The 15,442-nt window shown below is 70.3% G+C and carries 12 protein-coding genes; 7 read left to right on the plus strand and 5 right to left on the minus strand.

Translation table 11 applies throughout. The annotated features are described in order from the left end of the window. The 4 genes from sdhA to zapE all read right to left on the minus strand — a co-directional run. A partial coding sequence (gene sdhA, locus INE98_RS13355) for a succinate dehydrogenase flavoprotein subunit (RefSeq protein ID WP_293539507.1) occupies nt 1-1,243 on the minus strand: 1,243 nt, incomplete at its 3' end. Between the two features lie 4 nt (nt 1,244-1,247). Then, entirely contained in the window at nt 1,248-1,637 is a 390-nt protein-coding gene (gene sdhD, locus INE98_RS13360) for a succinate dehydrogenase, hydrophobic membrane anchor protein (protein WP_293539508.1), read from the minus strand. After that, nucleotides 1,637-2,035: a succinate dehydrogenase, cytochrome b556 subunit gene (gene sdhC / locus INE98_RS13365; RefSeq protein ID WP_293539510.1), complete on the minus strand. Its 399-nt coding sequence runs from the start codon at nt 2,033-2,035 to the stop codon at nt 1,637-1,639. The genes sdhD and sdhC overlap by 1 nt, the downstream gene beginning before the upstream one ends. A 122-nt stretch (nt 2,036-2,157) precedes the next feature. Next, nucleotides 2,158-3,276: a cell division protein ZapE gene (gene zapE / locus INE98_RS13370; protein ID WP_293539512.1), complete on the minus strand. Its 1,119-nt coding sequence runs from the start codon at nt 3,274-3,276 to the stop codon at nt 2,158-2,160. Nucleotides 3,277-3,438: 162 nt separating this feature from the next. On the opposite strand from zapE, the gene INE98_RS13375 reads away from it, so the two are divergent. Next, on the plus strand, nt 3,439-4,245 hold the full coding sequence (locus tag INE98_RS13375; protein ID WP_293539514.1) for an N-acetylmuramoyl-L-alanine amidase: 807 nt from the start codon (nt 3,439-3,441) through the stop codon (nt 4,243-4,245). Between the two features lie 2 nt (nt 4,246-4,247). Here the strand turns inward: INE98_RS13375 and INE98_RS13380 are convergent, their stop codons facing one another. Continuing rightward, entirely contained in the window at nt 4,248-5,759 is a 1,512-nt protein-coding gene (locus INE98_RS13380) for a CoA-acylating methylmalonate-semialdehyde dehydrogenase (protein ID WP_293539516.1), read from the minus strand. 98 nt (nt 5,760-5,857) lie between these two features. Here INE98_RS13380 and INE98_RS13385 point away from each other — a divergent pair, with 98 nt between their 5' ends. From INE98_RS13385 to addA, 6 genes are read left to right on the plus strand one after another with little or no spacing between them, the layout of a single operon-like run. Beyond that, nucleotides 5,858-6,709: a 1-acyl-sn-glycerol-3-phosphate acyltransferase gene (locus tag INE98_RS13385; protein ID WP_293539518.1), complete on the plus strand. Its 852-nt coding sequence runs from the start codon at nt 5,858-5,860 to the stop codon at nt 6,707-6,709. Next, on the plus strand, nt 6,706-7,158 hold the full coding sequence (gene tsaE, locus INE98_RS13390; RefSeq protein WP_293539519.1) for a tRNA (adenosine(37)-N6)-threonylcarbamoyltransferase complex ATPase subunit type 1 TsaE: 453 nt from the start codon (nt 6,706-6,708) through the stop codon (nt 7,156-7,158). Before INE98_RS13385 ends, tsaE begins: the two co-directional genes overlap by 4 nt. Continuing rightward, nucleotides 7,155-8,246, plus strand: coding sequence for an N-acetylmuramate/N-acetylglucosamine kinase AmgK (gene amgK / locus INE98_RS13395; RefSeq protein ID WP_293539521.1), 1,092 nt, complete (start codon nt 7,155-7,157; stop codon nt 8,244-8,246). The genes tsaE and amgK overlap by 4 nt, the downstream gene beginning before the upstream one ends. Continuing rightward, nucleotides 8,243-8,956: a nucleotidyltransferase family protein gene (locus tag INE98_RS13400; protein WP_293539522.1), complete on the plus strand. Its 714-nt coding sequence runs from the start codon at nt 8,243-8,245 to the stop codon at nt 8,954-8,956. Before amgK ends, INE98_RS13400 begins: the two co-directional genes overlap by 4 nt. Continuing rightward, entirely contained in the window at nt 8,953-11,943 is a 2,991-nt protein-coding gene (gene addB, locus INE98_RS13405) for a double-strand break repair protein AddB (protein ID WP_293539524.1), read from the plus strand. The genes INE98_RS13400 and addB overlap by 4 nt, the downstream gene beginning before the upstream one ends. After that, on the plus strand, nt 11,940-15,434 hold the full coding sequence (addA, locus tag INE98_RS13410) for a double-strand break repair helicase AddA (RefSeq protein ID WP_293539526.1): 3,495 nt from the start codon (nt 11,940-11,942) through the stop codon (nt 15,432-15,434). The genes addB and addA overlap by 4 nt, the downstream gene beginning before the upstream one ends. The last annotated feature ends 8 nt before the right edge of the window (nt 15,435-15,442 follow it).

Raw genomic sequence — 15,442 nt, forward strand, 5'->3', positions numbered from 1 at the left:
AGCGGCCGAAAACGACCAGGTCGATCAGGCTGTTGGAGCCCAACCGGTTGGCGCCATGGACCGAGACGCAGGCGGCCTCGCCCACGGACATCAGTCCGGGCACGACCCGGTCGGGATCGTCGCCAACCCGGGTGACGACCTCCGAATAGAAGTTCGTCGGGATGCCGCCCATGTTGTAGTGGACCGTCGGCAGGACCGGGATCGGCTCCTTGGTGACGTCAACGCCGGCGAAGACCCGTGCGCTCTCCGAGATCCCCGGCAGGCGCTCCGCCAGCACCTTGGGATCGAGGTGATCGAGGTGCAGGAAGATGTGGTCCTTGTTCGGGCCCACGCCGCGGCCTTCGCGGATCTCGATGGTCATGGCCCGGCTGACCATGTCGCGGGGCGCCAGGTCCTTCACGGTGGGCGCATAGCGCTCCATGAAGCGTTCGCCCTCGGAGTTGGTCAGGTAGCCGCCCTCGCCCCGGGCGCCCTCGGTGATCAGGCAGCCGGCGCCATAGATGCCGGTGGGGTGGAACTGGACGAATTCCATGTCCTGCAGGGGCAGGCCGGCGCGCAGGGTCATGCCGCCGCCGTCGCCGGTGCAGGTGTGGGCGCTGGTGGCCGAGAAGTAGGCCCGGCCGTAGCCGCCCGTGGCCAGGATGACCATCTGCCCCTGGAAGCGGTGCAGGGTGCCGTCGTCCAGCTTCCAGGCGGTCACGCCGCGGCAGACGCCCTCGTCCATGATCAGGTCGAGGGCGAAGTACTCGATGAAGAACTGGGTGTCGTGGGCCAGGGACTGGCCGTACATGGTGTGCAGCATGGCGTGACCGGTTCGGTCCGCCGCGGCGCAGGTCCGCTGGATCGGGGCCTCGCCGAAGTTGCGGGTCATGCCGCCGAAGGCGCGCTGGTAGATCTTGCCGTCCGGGGTGCGCGAGAAGGGCACGCCCCAGTGCTCCAGCTCGTAGACCGCCGCCGGCGCATTCCGGCACAGGTATTCGATGGCGTCCTGGTCGCCCAGCCAGTCCGACCCCTTGACGGTGTCGTACATGTGCCAGCGCCAGTCGTCCTCGCCCATGTTGCCGAGGCTGGCCGAGATGCCGCCCTGGGCCGCCACGGTGTGCGAGCGGGTCGGGAAGACCTTGGTTATGCAGGCCGTCTTCAGGCCGGCCTGGGCGCAGCCCAAGGCCGCCCGGAGGCCGGAGCCGCCGGCGCCAACGACGACGACGTCGAACTTGTGATCGGTGAATTCGTATGCGGCCATGACGTCAGAGAGCGCCTCCGAGCGCGACCTTGAGGACGGAGAACACCGCGAGGGCGGTGGCGAGAACGGCGACGAAGAGGTTCAGGACGAGCAGGGCGGAGCGGCCCAGGATCCTGTGCATGTAGTCCTCGATGATCACCCGGGCGCCGGCGTGCATGTGCCAGCCGGACACCACAAGGACCAGGACCACCAGGACTGCATTCACGGGGTTGGCGAGGAAGGCGACCGCCCCGGAATAGCCGGTCCTGGAAACGACCAGGGCGGCGTAGACCATCCACAGGCTCAGGGGGATCAGGGCGATGGCGCTGACCCGTTCGGCCACCCAGTGGGCTGCGCCATGACCTGCAGCGCCGCTGCCGCGGGCCCTCGACAGGGGTGTTCTGAAGTCGGTCATCATGAACCTCCCGATCCGAGTCCGATGGCCCAGACCAGGACGGTGGCGACCACGGAGAAGGCCATGGCCATGACGCCGGACCGGAACGAGCTGGTCACCGACAGACCCAGTCCGACGTCCCAGAACAGGTGCCGGACGCCATTGGCCAGGTGATAGAAGAGCGAGAGCGTGAGCCCGACCAGAACCAGCCGACCAAGCGGCGAGGCCATGAGATCCAGGAAGCCCTGGTAGACGTCAGGCCCCGCGCCGAGGGCCAGGGCCCAGGCTGTGACGATCAGCGCGCCCCCGTACAGCGCCATCCCCGTGGCGCGGTGCAGGATGGACGTCAGCATGGTGAGGTGCCAGCGCCACACCTGAAGGTGCGGCGACATCGGTCGTTCTCGAACGGGTGCGGTCATGGACATGTCCTGGCCAACCCCGGCGGACGCCCCCGCGCCCCGGGCCGGCTGCTTGCATTTAAGCCTCAGGAACAGGGTGTCAACGAAGGCTTTTCAATCTGATAGGGCGCCGTGGCGGAAGCTCAGGACCGGTCGGCGAGCCAATCGGCGGAACGCATCTCCTGCAGCCGCGACGCCGTACGTTCGAACTCGAAGGCGCCGTCCCCGGCCGGATAAAGGCGAATCGGCTCTGCCTCCGCCAGCACGATCAGCCGGGTCCTGGCCTCATAGAGCGCATCGATCAGGGTGACGAACCGGCGCGCCGCCTCCCGGCGGTCCGGGGTCAGCCGGGGCAGGTCCTCCAGGAAGACCGTGTGGAACCGCTCGGCGAGGGCCAGATAGTCGTTGGGGCCAAGGGCGGCGTCGCACAGACGGGAGAACCCCGCCCGTACCAGGCCGCCCGCGGCGGCGGGAAAGTCGAGCCGGCGGCCCATGACCTCGATCGATTCGCCCTCGGCGGCCTCCGGACCCAGCATGTCGCGCCAGAGAGCGTCGAAGGTCCTTCGGTTGTCCGGATCGATGGGCGAGAACCAGGTCCCTGCAGCGCGCAGCCGGTCGAGCCGGTAGTCGTGCGGACCCGCCACCGACACCACCTCGACCCGCGACTTCAGGAGGGCGATGAAGGGCAGGAAAAGCTGGCGGTTGATCCCGTCCCGGTAAAGATCGTCCGGCTGCCGGTTGGAAGTGGCGGTCAGGGTCACGCCGCGTGCAAACAGGGCCTCGAAGAGGCGACCCAGGATCATGGCGTCGGCGATGTCGGTGACCTGGAACTCGTCAAAGCAGATAAGGCTGGCCCCTCGCGCAACGAGATCGGCCACAGGCGGGACAGGATCATCCCCCTGCGCCTGGCCGAACCGCGCCCGGCGGGCCGCCGCATCCCCGGAGCGCCAGGCCCCGATCAGCTCGTGGACCTCGCGCATGAAGACATGGAAGTGGGTGCGGCGCTTGCGCTCGACCGGAGCGATCTCGAAGAACAGGTCCATCAGCATGGACTTGCCCCGGCCCACGGGACCCCAGAGATAGACCCCGCGGGCCGCAGCGGGCCGCCGCCGCAACAGGCGCGCCAGCGGTCCGGGACTTGCGGCCGCGAGATCCGCCTCCAGCCGCACCAGGCTGGCGAGGCCCGCAGCCTGGGCGGGGTCCGGGCGGATTCGTCCGTCGCGGACGCGTTCCTCATAGACGGTCTGGAGGGCCGAAGACATGCGCCTCGCCTAGAGCCTCTGCGGCCTGGAGGAAACCCACCAGGCGCGAAAATGGAGACTCCGGTCGCCAGCCCTGACCCTGGCGCGCGCCGCGTAACCGGGGAATTGCAGAGCCCGGTCGGGCGTGGTGCAGTGCCCCGTCTTGGGAGCGGGGAGCGGACCATGCAGATCGTCGACCACAGGCTGAAGCCGGGCTGGTACAGGCCCTCGCCCCATCAGGGCGGCGCGCTGGACTCGCCGAGTCTCCTGGTCATGCACTTCACCGTCAGCGGGGCTGGGGCGAAGGGCGTCTCCGACTATTTCGTCTCCCCCCAGGCCAAGGCCTCGGCTCATGTCGTGGTCGGACGCGACGGCGATGTCCGGCAGGTCGTGCCGTTCAACGTCAAGGCCTGGCACGCAGGCCGTTCGATCTGGCGGGGCCGACCCAACTGCAACGATTACTCGATCGGGATCGAGATCGATAACTGGGGCCGGCTCATTCGAACGGCGGATGGGCAGGTCCGAAGCTCGACCTCACGGGTCCTCGATCCGGCTCTGGCGGTCGAGCTGACACACAAGAACGAGAGCCGCCCTTCCCTCTGGGAGGTTTACGGCGAAACCCAGCTGTCCGCTTTGGCGGAGGTGACCCGCTGCATCCTTGCGGCCTACCCGACCATCACCGAGATCGTCGGCCACGACGATATCTCGCCAGGTCGAAAGACAGACCCGGGCCCGGCCTTTCCCATGAGTCGCTTCGTTTCCCTGGTGGAAGGTCGCGGAGATTCTCAGCCCCTGTTCCGGACCGTCATCGCCTCTCGCCTCAATGCCCGCGGCGGACCGGGCGTGCAGTTTGACACCCTCGGCGTCTTCCTCGCCGGAACCCGGTTGGAGGTCCTCTACGATTCGCCGGGCCCCTGGGCGCAGGTGAAGGGCGCCCTTGAGGGAGGCGGCGCGGTTACAGCCTGGGTGTCAGACCAGTACCTCGCCTGATCCTACCGCATTGTCGGAATGACGAAGGCGGAGTCCTCGACCTCGCCTTCGGGCCAGCGGGCGGTCACCGTCTTGACCTTGGTGTAGAAGCGAACGCCGTCCATGCCGTGCTGGTTGGCGTCGCCGAAGGCCGAGCGCTTCCAGCCGCCGAAGGTGTGGTAGGCCAGGGGCACCGGGATGGGCACATTGATGCCGACCATGCCGACATTCACGCGGGAAGCGAACTCCCGGGCCGCCCGGCCGTTGCGGGTGAAGATGGCGGTTCCATTGCCGTAGGCGTGGCGTGAGGGCAGGGCCAGGGCGGACTCGAAGCTCTCGGCCCGCACCATCTGCAGGACCGGCCCGAAGATCTCGTCCTGGTAGCTCTTCATCCCCGGGGTCACCCGGTCGAAGAAGGACGGTCCGATGAAGAATCCCTGCTCGAAGCCCTGAAGGCGGAAGTCGCGGCCGTCGACGACCAGTTCGGCGCCCTCGTCGACCCCCATCTGGATGTAGTCCGCCACCTTCCGGCGGTGGGCCGCGTTGACCACCGGGCCATAGTGCGCGCCCTCGTCCGTGGAGACGCCCACCTTCAGCGTGGCGATCTCGGCCACCAGCTTCTCGCGCAGGGCCTCGGCTGTGCGCTCGCCCACCGGCACCACCACGGGCAGGGCCATGCAGCGCTCACCCGCGGAGCCGAAGGCGGCGCCGGAGATGTCGCGCACCACCTGGTCCAGGTCGGCGTCGGGCAGGACGATGCCGTGGTTCTTGGCGCCGCCCATGGCCTGGACCCGCTTTCCGGCCGCGGCGCCGCGGGAATAGACATACTGGGCGATGTCGGAGGAGCCGACGAAGCTCACCGCCGCGATCTCCGGATGGTCGAGGATGGCGTCGACCATGACCTTGTCGCCCTGGACGACGTTGAGAACGCCCTTCAGGTCCAGCCCCTGCTCGGCCCCGGCCTGCAGGAACAGCTCGGCGAGGCGCACCGGCACGCTGGGGTCGCGCTCTGAGGGTTTCAGGATGAAGGCGTTGCCCACGGCGATGGCCACGCCGGACATCCACATCGGGATCATGGCGGGGAAGTTGAACGGCGTGATGCCGGCGGAGATCCCGAGGGGCTGGCGCATGGAATAGACGTCGATGCCGGGGCCGGCCCCCTCGGTGTACTCGCCCTTCAGCAGGTGCGGGACGCCGCAGGCGAACTCGATCACCTCCAGGCCGCGCTGGATGTCGCCCTTGGAGTCAGCGATGACCTTGCCGTGCTCGCTGGAGAGCAGCTCGGCGAGGGCCTGCATGTTGGCCTCGAGCAGGCGCTTGAACTCGAACATGACGCGGGCCCGGCGCTGCGGGTTCACCGCCGCCCAGGCCGGCTGGGCGCGCAGGGCGGACTGGACCGCCAGCTCCAGTTCCTCAGGGGTCCCCAGACCGACCCGGGCCTGGACCTCGCCGGTATTCGGGTTGAAGACCTCGCCGGCGCGCCCCGAGGCGCTGGCGACCGCCGCCCCGTCGATGAAGTGATGGATCTGGCGCATGGAGCCCTCCTCGCCTGCCTGCGGGCCATCTAGTAAGGGCTGGCGGCGGGCGCGCCTAGACCTTGCTTGCGCCCCCCAGGGACGGGCATGGTGGCCTCATGAGCGCATTCCCTACCGCCGGCCAGAGCCAGCACATCGTGGACGTGCTGATCGCCGAGCGGGCGCCGCACCTGGCGGGCGGGCCAGTCTGGCCCCTTCTGCGCCCCTTGCTCTACCGACTCCTGAACTATCGCCGCGCCCGAGAGATGGCCGACGCCATCGCCCCCATGGACGGGCGCGCAGCCCTGGAGTTCGTCTCTCGGCTTCTGGAAGTCCAGGTCGAGACGCGGGGCCTGGATCGGATTCCAGAGGCCGGGCGGCTGGTGATCGTGGCCAACCACCCCACCGGCATCGCCGACGGGATCGCCGCGTGGGACGCCCTGCGCGATCGCCGGCCAGACCTTTGCTTCTACGCCAACGCCGACGCCCACCGGGTGGTCCCGGGCTTCTCCGACGTCTTGATCCCCGTGGAGTGGGTGGAGGAGAAGCGTACCCGAGATCGGACCCGAACCACTCTGCAGATGACCCGCCAGGCCATGGAGGACGGCCGGGCCCTGGCGATCTTTCCGGCGGGTCGGCTGGCCAGGCGAACGCCCGACGGGCGACTTTCGGATCCGCCCTGGATGAGTTCGGCCCTCTCCATCGCCCGCCGGCATGGCGCTCCGGTGGCGCCGATCCATATGACGGGGCCATGGTCCACCCTGTTCCACGCCTTCGACCGGGTGTCGAAGGAGCTTCGCGACATCACCCTGTTCCACGAGCTGCTCAACAAGCGGGGCGGCCGCTTCACCCTGACGGTGGGCCCGCTGATTCCCCCGGACCGTCTGGACGCCGACGCCGAGGTCGCCACCCTGGCGGTGAAGGCCTATGTGGAGACCGTGCTGCCTTACGACCCGGACCGCCCCTTTTGAGCCGCCTGCCCGCCCGCATCGAGCTTCCCTCCGAGGCCGACACAGAGGTCCTTGGTCGCCGCCTTGCGCACCTCCTCCGCCCCGGCGAGGCCCTCTGCCTGAGCGGCGTCCTAGGGGCGGGGAAGTCCTGCCTTGCCCGGGCCCTGATCCGCGCCCTCACCTCGCAGGACGAGGAGGCGCCGAGCCCGACCTTCACCCTCGTCCAGACCTATTCGGGGAGGGAGTTCGAGATCGCCCACTTCGACCTCTACCGCCTGGAAGACCCGGACGAGGCCTGGGAGATCGGCCTCGAGGAAGCCCTTGACCACGGGGCGGCCTTGATCGAGTGGCCGGAGCGACTGGAGGGGCGCCTCCCCCCGGACCGACTCGATCTAGACCTCTCCGTCGCCGGGGAGGGTCGCACGGCGCGGCTATCCGGACACGGCGCCTGGAAGGAGCGGGTGGAGTGACAGTGGAAAGGGACGCCCTGAAGGCGGCCTTCCTTAGCAGCGCCGGCCTGGGCGAGGCCCGGCGCGCGCCGCTGGCGGGGGACGCCTCAACCCGGGCCTACGAGCGGCTCTACCTGGCGGACGGAAGCCGCCGCATCTTCATGGACCAGCCGCCGGTGGAGTCCGCTTCCTGTCCTCCGGATGCGGACCCAGAAACGCGCCGGGCCCTCGGCTACAACGCCCTCGCGCGTCTGGCGGCCGGGCGGGTGGACGCCTTCGTCGCCGTCGCCGGCTGGCTGAACCGGGCCGGCCTGTCCGCGCCTCGGATCGAGGCCTTCGACGTCGGACAGGGCCTGGCGATCATGGAGGACCTGGGCGACGACCTGTTCGGCGTCCTGATCGCGGGTGGCGCCGACGAAGTTCCACTCTACGAGGCCGCCGTGGAGGCTCTGGTCCACATGCAGTCCACCCCGGCCCCGGACCGGCTGGGGGCGGAGGCCGGACTGGACTGGCCGATCCTGACCTATGACGCCCTGGCCCTGCAGACCGCCGCCGATCTGTTGCCGGACTGGCTGCCCGCCCTTCGACCGCAGGTCCGCATCGACGCGGCCGCGCGGGCCGACTGGGAGGCCCTTTGGCGGCCGATCCTGCAGCGGGGCGAAGCCGGAGCCTCGGTCTTCTCCCACCGGGACTACCATGTGGAGAACCTGATCTGGCTGCCGCAGCGCGAGGGTCCTGCCAGGGTCGGAATGGTTGACTTCCAGGACGCCGTCCTGGCCCACCCCGCCTGGGACCTCTCCATGCTGCTCCACGACGCCAGGCGTGACGTCTCCCCGACCCTCTCCGAGGCCATGCTGGAGCGCTATCTCGACAGCGCTGGACGGATGGATGATCCGCAGTTTGTCCCGGATTTCCGAGCCCTTGGCGCCCTGAACATCAGTCGCATCATAGGCGTCTTCGCCCGCCTGGTGGTCCGCGACGGCCGGCCGAGGTACGAGGCCTTCCTGCCCCGGATGTGGGGCTATCTCGACGCCTGCCTCGCCGACCCCGGCCTTTCCGACCTGCGGGACTGGCTCGACGCCTGCGTCCCGGCGGAGGCCCGCAGATGAAGGGCCCAAAGAGCGCCATGGTGCTGGCGGCGGGGCTGGGCGCCCGCATGCGTCCCCTGACCGAGACTCAGCCAAAGGCCCTGGTAGAGGTGGCGGGGCGGACCCTGATCGACCGGGTGCTCGACCGGCTCGTCGAGGCGGGCGTGCGCAAGGCCGTCGTCAACGTCCACCACTTCGCCGACCAGATCGAGGCCCACCTGTCCCGGCGGACAGACCTGGAGATCCTCTTCGCCGACGAGCGGCCGGCCCTGCTGGATTCCGGCGGCGGCATTCGCAACGCCCTGCCCCTGCTGGGGCGGGAGCCGATCTTCGTGGCGAACATCGATTCCCTCTGGACCGGCGGCACCACCCCGCCCCTGGAGCGGATGAAGGCCGCCTGGGACCCCGAGCGGATGGACCTTCTCCTGCTGCTCACCCCCCGGGGGCAGGGCATCGGCTTCGAGGGGCCGCGGGGCTTCTTCATGGACGCGGGCGGCCGCCTGACCCACAGCGCCGACGACGCCCGCCCCGCGCCCTTCGCCAATATCGGCTTCCAGATCCTGAAGCCCGAGATCCTGGATGGCGAACCCGAGGGCGCCTTCTCCATCCTGCCGGTCTGGTGGCGGCTGCAGGAGACGGGCCGGCTGGCGGGGGTGGTCATGGACGCCTTCTGGCTGCATGTGGGTGATCCGGCGGCGCGGGATGAGGCGGAGGCCCTGCTTTCGGGATGACCGACTGGTTCCACAAGGCCGGCCGGCCGCGCTGGTTCAACATCCAGGCGGACCGGCCGTTTCTGGACGACCTTGCCGTGGGACTCCTGGATATCACCCGCGACGGTGGACCGGAGGCGCTGGCCGACGCTGTCGTCCTGACGCCGACCCGGCGTGCGGCGCGGTCCCTGACCGAGGCCTTCCTGCGGATGGCCGGCGACGTCCCTGCCCTGATGCCGCCGCGGATCCGCCCCCTGGGCGACCTGGAGGCGGGAGAAGCGCCGTTCGAGCCTGGCGACATCGTCCTGGACCTGCCGCCAGCCATCAGTCCCGTGCGTCGGCGGTTCGAGCTCCTGAGGCTGGTCACCGAGCTTTCCATCGAACGCAACCCCGGCCCCGCAGAGGCCCTGGGCCTGGCGGACGCCCTTGGAGGCTTCTTCGACAGCCTGCAGATCGAGGAGGTTGCGGGCGATAATCTGGCCGAACTCGTCGACCTGGACATGGCCGCGCATTGGCGCGTGTCGCTGGAGTTCCTTCAGGGCGCCCTCCTGGCCTGGCCCAAGCGGCTGGAGACCCTGGGACTGGTGGACGTCAGCGCGCGTCGGGTGCGCCTGCTTGACGCCCTGGCGGCGAAATGGGCCGCCGAACCGCCCGAGGGCCTGCTCATCGCGGCGGGCTCCACCGGCTCGGTCAAGGCGACCGCCAGGTTGCTGAAGGTGATCGCCCGGGCGCCGCTGGGCGCAGTTGTCCTACCGGGCCTGGACACGGTGATGGCGGAGGGCGCGCAGCAACCCAGACCGGTCGACGACCAGCATCCGCAGGCCGCCCTGAGAGCGCTCCTGACCTTCGCGGGCGTCGAGGTCAGCTCCGTGGAGACCTGGAAGGGCCGATCGCCGGCGTCGTCCTCGGGAGAGGTCCGGCGGGATCTCGTGAACCTGGCGTTGAGGCCGGCGGCGCAGACCTCCGACTGGCGCCTGGCGATCGAGGGCGAGGGAGAGAAAAAGATCCGCGAGGGCCTGAAGGGCCTGACCGTCGTAGGAACCCGGGATGTCGAGGCCTGCGCCCTGGCCGCCGCCCTGCTGCTGCGCGAGACCCTGGAGACTCCGGGGCGGACCGCCGCCCTGGTGACGCCGGACCAGGACCTGGCCCGCCGGGTCGCCGCCCGGCTGGGTCGCTGGGGCGTCATGGCAGACGCCTCGGCGGGCGAACCCCTGGCCCGTTTCCCGTGCGCCGTCCTGGCCGAGACGACAGCCCTGGCCCTGGTCGACCCGGCGCGGCCGGCGACGATCCTGGGCCTGCTCAAGCACCCCCATGTGCGCCTGGGGCGGACAGAGGCGGACCTCGCCATAGCCAGGGACGCCCTTGAGGTCACGGCCCTGCGCAGGACCCGGCCCGAGGACCTGTCCCGGCTCAGGTCCCTCGCCGCGACAGCGAAGACACCCGCCCCCGCCGCCATCGCTCTTGTCGACGACCTCGCAGTCCTCTTCGCGCCGGTGGGCGCAGGAGGGGCGGAGACTCTGGACGCCTCGGCATGGGCCCGCCGGCTGACCCTGGCCATGGAGGCTCTCTGCGCCCGGCCCGAGGGCGGGACAGGCGACCTCTGGTCGGGACCGGACGGCGAGGCCGTGGCGCGGCTGCTGTCCCTGCTGATCGAGGAGGGCGGCGCCAGTCCGCCCTTGTCCGCCGCCGCCTTCGCCGAGCTGCTCGGCGTGATCATCGCCGGCGAGAGCGTCCGCGCCGCCCGCGCCACCCATCCCCGGCTGAAGATCCTGGGCGCCATGGAGGCCCGGATGGCTCGCGCCGACCGCCTTATACTGGCCGGGCTGGAGGAGGGCGTCTGGCCACAGGCCGCGGGCGTCGACCCCTTCCTGTCCCGCGGCATGCGCGCCCGCCTGGGCCTGCCGCCGGCCGAGCGCCGTATCGCTCTGTCCGCCCACGACTTCGCCCAGTCAGCGTGCGCGCCCGAGGTCTTCCTGCTGCACGCCCGCAGACGGCGGGGCGCCCCGGCCCTGGAGTCCCGCTGGCTCTGGCGGCTACGGACCCTGGCGAAGGGGGCGGGCCTGGGCCTGCCCACCCGGCCGGACCTGGAGGCGATCGCCGCCGCGGCGGACGCCCCCGGCGACTTCGCGCCCGCCCCGCGGCCGGCGCCCTGCCCGCCCGTCGCGGCCCGGCCCCGGAGGATGGCCGTGACCCGTATCGAAACCCTGGTGCGCGACCCCTATGCGGTCTGGGCGCGGGACATCCTGCGCCTCTATCCCCTGGACCGGCCCGACGCTCCGATCGACGTGCGAATGCGCGGCACGGCCATCCACGCGGCCCTGGAAGCCTTCGTGGAGACCTACCCGGACGTCGTTCCGGACGGGGCCGAGGCGGTTCTGGACAAGCTGTACATGGACGCCCTCCGCAGAGCGGGCATGGATGCGCCGGGCCTCGCCCGGGAGACGGCCCTCTCCAAGGAGATCGCCGCCTGGATGGTGGGCGAGGAGCGGGCGCGGCGAGCCGATGGCCGCAAGGTCCATGTAGAGCTCCAGGGCGCGCTGACCTTCGCCGCTCCGGCCGGCCTCTTCACGGTCACCGCCAAGGCCGACCGAATCGAGGTCGGACCCGGTCCCATCGGCCGGATCCTCGACTACAAGACCGGCGCCCCTCCATCTCCGGACATGGTCCGCATCGGATTTTCGCCCCAGCTGACCCTGTCGGGGGCCATCCTCGCCAGCGGGGGATTCCCTGGCCTGGGGCCGATGAGGCCCGAAGAACTCGCCTATGTCCGGATCACCGGCCGGCGGCCTGCGGGGGTCATCAAAAGCGCCCTGAAGGACGTGGACCCCGCGAGCGCCGCTTCAGAGGCCCTTGAGGGCCTGAAGGCAGTCATCGCCCGTTTTGACGATCCGCGGCAGACCTACACCTCCCGGACCGCGCCGGCCCAGGTAAAGCTCTACGCCAGCGACTATGACCATCTGGCGAGAGTGCGGGAATGGTCAGCCGTCGGAAGTGGAGGCGAGTCATGATCCGGGCGTCCGACGACGCCCAGGCGCGGGCCGCCAACCCCCGGATTTCGGCCTTCGTCACGGCCAACGCCGGGTCGGGCAAGACCAAGACCCTCATCGACCGGGTCGCCCGCCTGCTGCTGGCGGGCGCCGCGCCGGACGAGATCCTCTGCGTGACCTACACCAAGGCCGCCGCCGCGGAGATGCAGACCCGGCTGTTCGACCTGCTGGGCGACTGGTCCGTCCTGGACGACGAGAGGCTGGGCCGGGAGCTTTCGAAGCTCGAAGATCGGAAGGTGGGCGACTACCACCCCGATGCCTTGTCCGCCGCCCGCGCCCTGTTCGCCCGGGCCCTGGAGACTCCGGGCGGGCTGAAGATCCAGACCCTGCACGCCTTTTGCGAGAAGCTCCTGAAGCGCTTTCCCCTGGAGGCGGGGGTCTCGCCGGGCTTCGAGGTGCTGGACGACCTGGGCGCCAGCTTGCTGAAGCGCGATGCGCGGACCGCCGTGGCCCGCCGCGCCCTGGACCCCGAGGGCGGTCGCATCGCCGAGGCCTACGCCCGCCTGTCGGTGGACCTTGATCACGGCAGGTTCGAGGACCTGTTCGACTCCTTCGCCGTCATGGCCGGCGAACTCTCAGCCTGGCTCGAGGAGGTCGAGCGTGGCGGCGGAGTCGAGGCCGCGGTCTGGACGGCGCTGACGGGATCGCCGACGCCGCTGGACGCCGAGGCGGCCAGGGAGGACCTCGAGTCTATGAAGGGCGGTCCTTCCGAGGCCGTTTGGCTCGAGATCGCCGAAGCCCTCGCGAAGTCGAAAACGTCAAAGGGCGAGCGCGCGGCGGCCGACATGCTCCGGGCCTGCAAGGGTCGCCCTGGCTTCGAACCTGTGCGCGACCTGCTGTTCACAAAGGACTGGAAGATCAAGGATTGGATGGCGACGTCAACCAACCTGAAATCCTTCGAGGGTGTGGCCAGCCGTCTTCTGGAGGAAGCCGCGCGACTCCAGGGGTTGGAGATGGCCCGGCGTGCGGCCCTCGCCGGCCAGAAGACCCTCGACGTCCTCCTGCTCGCCCGGGCCTGGCTGGCGGCCTACACGATCGAGAAGCAGCTGTCGGGCAAGCTCGACTTCGGGGACCTCATCGACCGCACCCTCGACCTGACGGGCAAGTCCGGCATGGCCGCCTGGGTGCTCTACAAGCTGGACCAGAAGCTGGCGCACGTGCTCGTGGACGAGGCGCAGGACACCTCACCCGCCCAATGGTCGATCCTGAACCAGCTGACCGGAGAGTTCTTCGCCGGAGCCGGTCGGCCGGGCGCCGGCGGCCCCCTGTCGCGCAGCCTGTTCGTCGTGGGTGACGAGAAGCAGTCGATCTATTCCTTCCAGGGCGCCTCACCTGACCGGATGGAAGCCGAGTTCCAGGCCTATCGCCGCCGGGCCGAGGCGGTGGGGGCCGCCTTCGAGCGCATTGAGCTGAAGGTATCCTGGCGATCCACCGAGGATGTCCTGGGCTTCGTGGATGGGGTCTTCGACGCCGCTGAAAGCCGCCAGGCCCTGCTGGGAGGGCGGGACGGAGACATCCGCCATGAGGCCCAGCGCAAGGACCGGGGCTGCATCGACCTCTGGGACCTGGTCCCCCCGCCTGAGAAGGAGGAGCGGGAAGCCTGGACGGACCCGCCGGACTCCCTGGCCATCAATTCCTCGACCCGGGTCCTCGCAGCGCGGATTGCTGCGGAGATCCGCCGGATCGTCGACGCGGGGGAGGCCGTCGGGAAAAAGGGGGAAGAGGGGGTCCGGCCCGCCCACTGGGGCGACTTCATCGTCCTGGTGCGGCGCCGCGGGGCCCTGTTCGACGAGATCCTGCTGGAGCTGAAGCGCCAGGGCGTCCCGGTCGGCGGGGCCGACCGGCTGAAGCTGGCCGACCATATCCTGTTTGAGGACCTGAGGGCGCTGGTGCGCTTCGTTCTCTTCCCCGCCGACGACCTGACCCTGGCGGCCCTTCTGCGCAGTCCCTTCTGCGATGTCAGCGACCAGGGGCTTTACGACCTTGCCCATGGGCGCGGGAACGCCAGCCTCTGGGAGACCCTTGTCGGGAGGGTAAGCGGGGCCGCGCCCGGGCAGGCCAGGCCCGACTGGGCCCAGGCCCAGGCTTTCCTCGCCTCGGCGATCGCCGCCGCCAGCCAGGCGCCCTACGACTTCATTGTCGGCCAGCTGGAGTCCACCGCCCCCTGCGGCCGGACCCACAGGCAGAGACTGCTGACCCGGCTCGGCCGCGAGGCCGAGGAGGCCCTGGGCGTCTTCCTGGAAAAGACCCTGGAGCTGGAGACGGCTGGCGCACGCAACCTGGAGACCTTCGCCGCGGACCTCGACCGGCTGGACGTGGACGTCAAGCGCGAGATGGACGCCGAGGCGGCACAGGAGGTGCGGGTCATGACCGCCCACGGCGCCAAGGGCCTGGAGGCGCCGATCATCTTCCTGCCGGACATGACCTTCAACAACTCCAGCAGCTCGGGACTGGCCCAGACCGGGGAGAGAACCTTCATCTGGCTGGGCGCCAAGGAGGACGACTGTCCGGCGCAGGGCGCGGCGCGCGAGGCGCTGAAGGCGGAGGAGGCGAACGAGCTGCAGCGCCTTCTCTATGTGGGCCTGACGCGGGCGCGAGACCGGCTGGTGCTCTGCGGCGTCCTTCCCGGCAGGAGCAAGGCGGAGAGCCTCAAGGGCTGGTGGGGCGCGGTCCGCGGGGTCTTCGACGGGCCGCTGAAGGACAAGGTGCGACGGGTCGAGCGCGAGGGATACGGCTTCCGGCGGTTTGGCGCCGACCCGACCCGCCTGCCGCCAGCGAAGGGGCCCGTGGAGACAGCCCCTCATCCTGCGCCGGCCTGGCTGTCGGGCCCCGCGAAGGCCGAGCCCCTCACCCGCCTGGCCTCGCCCTCGGATCTCGGGGACGCCGCACCCGCTCCGGTGGTCTCGCCCCTGGCCGGTGGGCCGGGGTTGGGCCGTTTCCGGCGAGGAGAACTGATCCACCGGCTGCTGCAGGTCCTGCCCGACCTGTCGCAGGATGCACGCGCCGACGCCGCCCGCCGGCTCCTGGCCAAGGAGGCCGGCCTGACGGAATCCCAGGTAGAGGAGATGGCGACCGCCGCCCTGGGCGTCCTGGAGCACCCGCACTTCGCCTTCCTGTTCGGTCCGGGCTCGCGGGCGGAGGCGGCCATCGTCGGCGGCGCCGGGCGCCTGCCGCCAGGCCTTCGGATTTCCGGGCGCATCGACCGGCTGGTGGTGCGACCCGATGAGGTCCTGTTCGCCGATTTCAAGACCAACCGGCCGGCGCCGGCCTCCATCGAGGCGGCGGATCCCGCCTACCTGCGCCAACTGGCCATGTACTGGGCGGTGCTCTCTGAGCTCTATCCTGGTCGCCCGGTCCGCGCCGCCCTCGTCTGGACGGACGGGCCCCTTCTGACCCCCGCGCCGGAAGCCCTGCTCCGCGAGGCCCTTGACCGACTCCACCGGGAGAACTGACCCTTCGC

The organism is Phenylobacterium sp. (assembly GCF_020253645.1).
Classification (GTDB): domain Bacteria; phylum Pseudomonadota; class Alphaproteobacteria; order Caulobacterales; family Caulobacteraceae; genus Phenylobacterium.

What these genes read in the sequence shown, in the direction of transcription:
- addA (WP_293539526.1), top strand. Translation starts at nt 11,940, where the DNA reads ATGATCCGGGCGTCCGACGACGCCCAGGCGCGGGCCGCCAACCCCCGG.
- INE98_RS13380 (WP_293539516.1), bottom strand. Translation starts at nt 5,759, where the DNA reads ATGCGCCAGATCCATCACTTCATCGACGGGGCGGCGGTCGCCAGCGCC.
- INE98_RS13400 (WP_293539522.1), top strand. Translation starts at nt 8,243, where the DNA reads ATGAAGGGCCCAAAGAGCGCCATGGTGCTGGCGGCGGGGCTGGGCGCC.
- INE98_RS13375 (WP_293539514.1), top strand. Translation starts at nt 3,439, where the DNA reads ATGCAGATCGTCGACCACAGGCTGAAGCCGGGCTGGTACAGGCCCTCG.
- INE98_RS13385 (WP_293539518.1), top strand. Translation starts at nt 5,858, where the DNA reads ATGAGCGCATTCCCTACCGCCGGCCAGAGCCAGCACATCGTGGACGTG.
- addB (WP_293539524.1), top strand. Translation starts at nt 8,953, where the DNA reads ATGACCGACTGGTTCCACAAGGCCGGCCGGCCGCGCTGGTTCAACATC.
- sdhC (WP_293539510.1), bottom strand. Translation starts at nt 2,035, where the DNA reads ATGACCGCACCCGTTCGAGAACGACCGATGTCGCCGCACCTTCAGGTG.
- sdhD (WP_293539508.1), bottom strand. Translation starts at nt 1,637, where the DNA reads ATGACCGACTTCAGAACACCCCTGTCGAGGGCCCGCGGCAGCGGCGCT.
- zapE (WP_293539512.1), bottom strand. Translation starts at nt 3,276, where the DNA reads ATGTCTTCGGCCCTCCAGACCGTCTATGAGGAACGCGTCCGCGACGGA.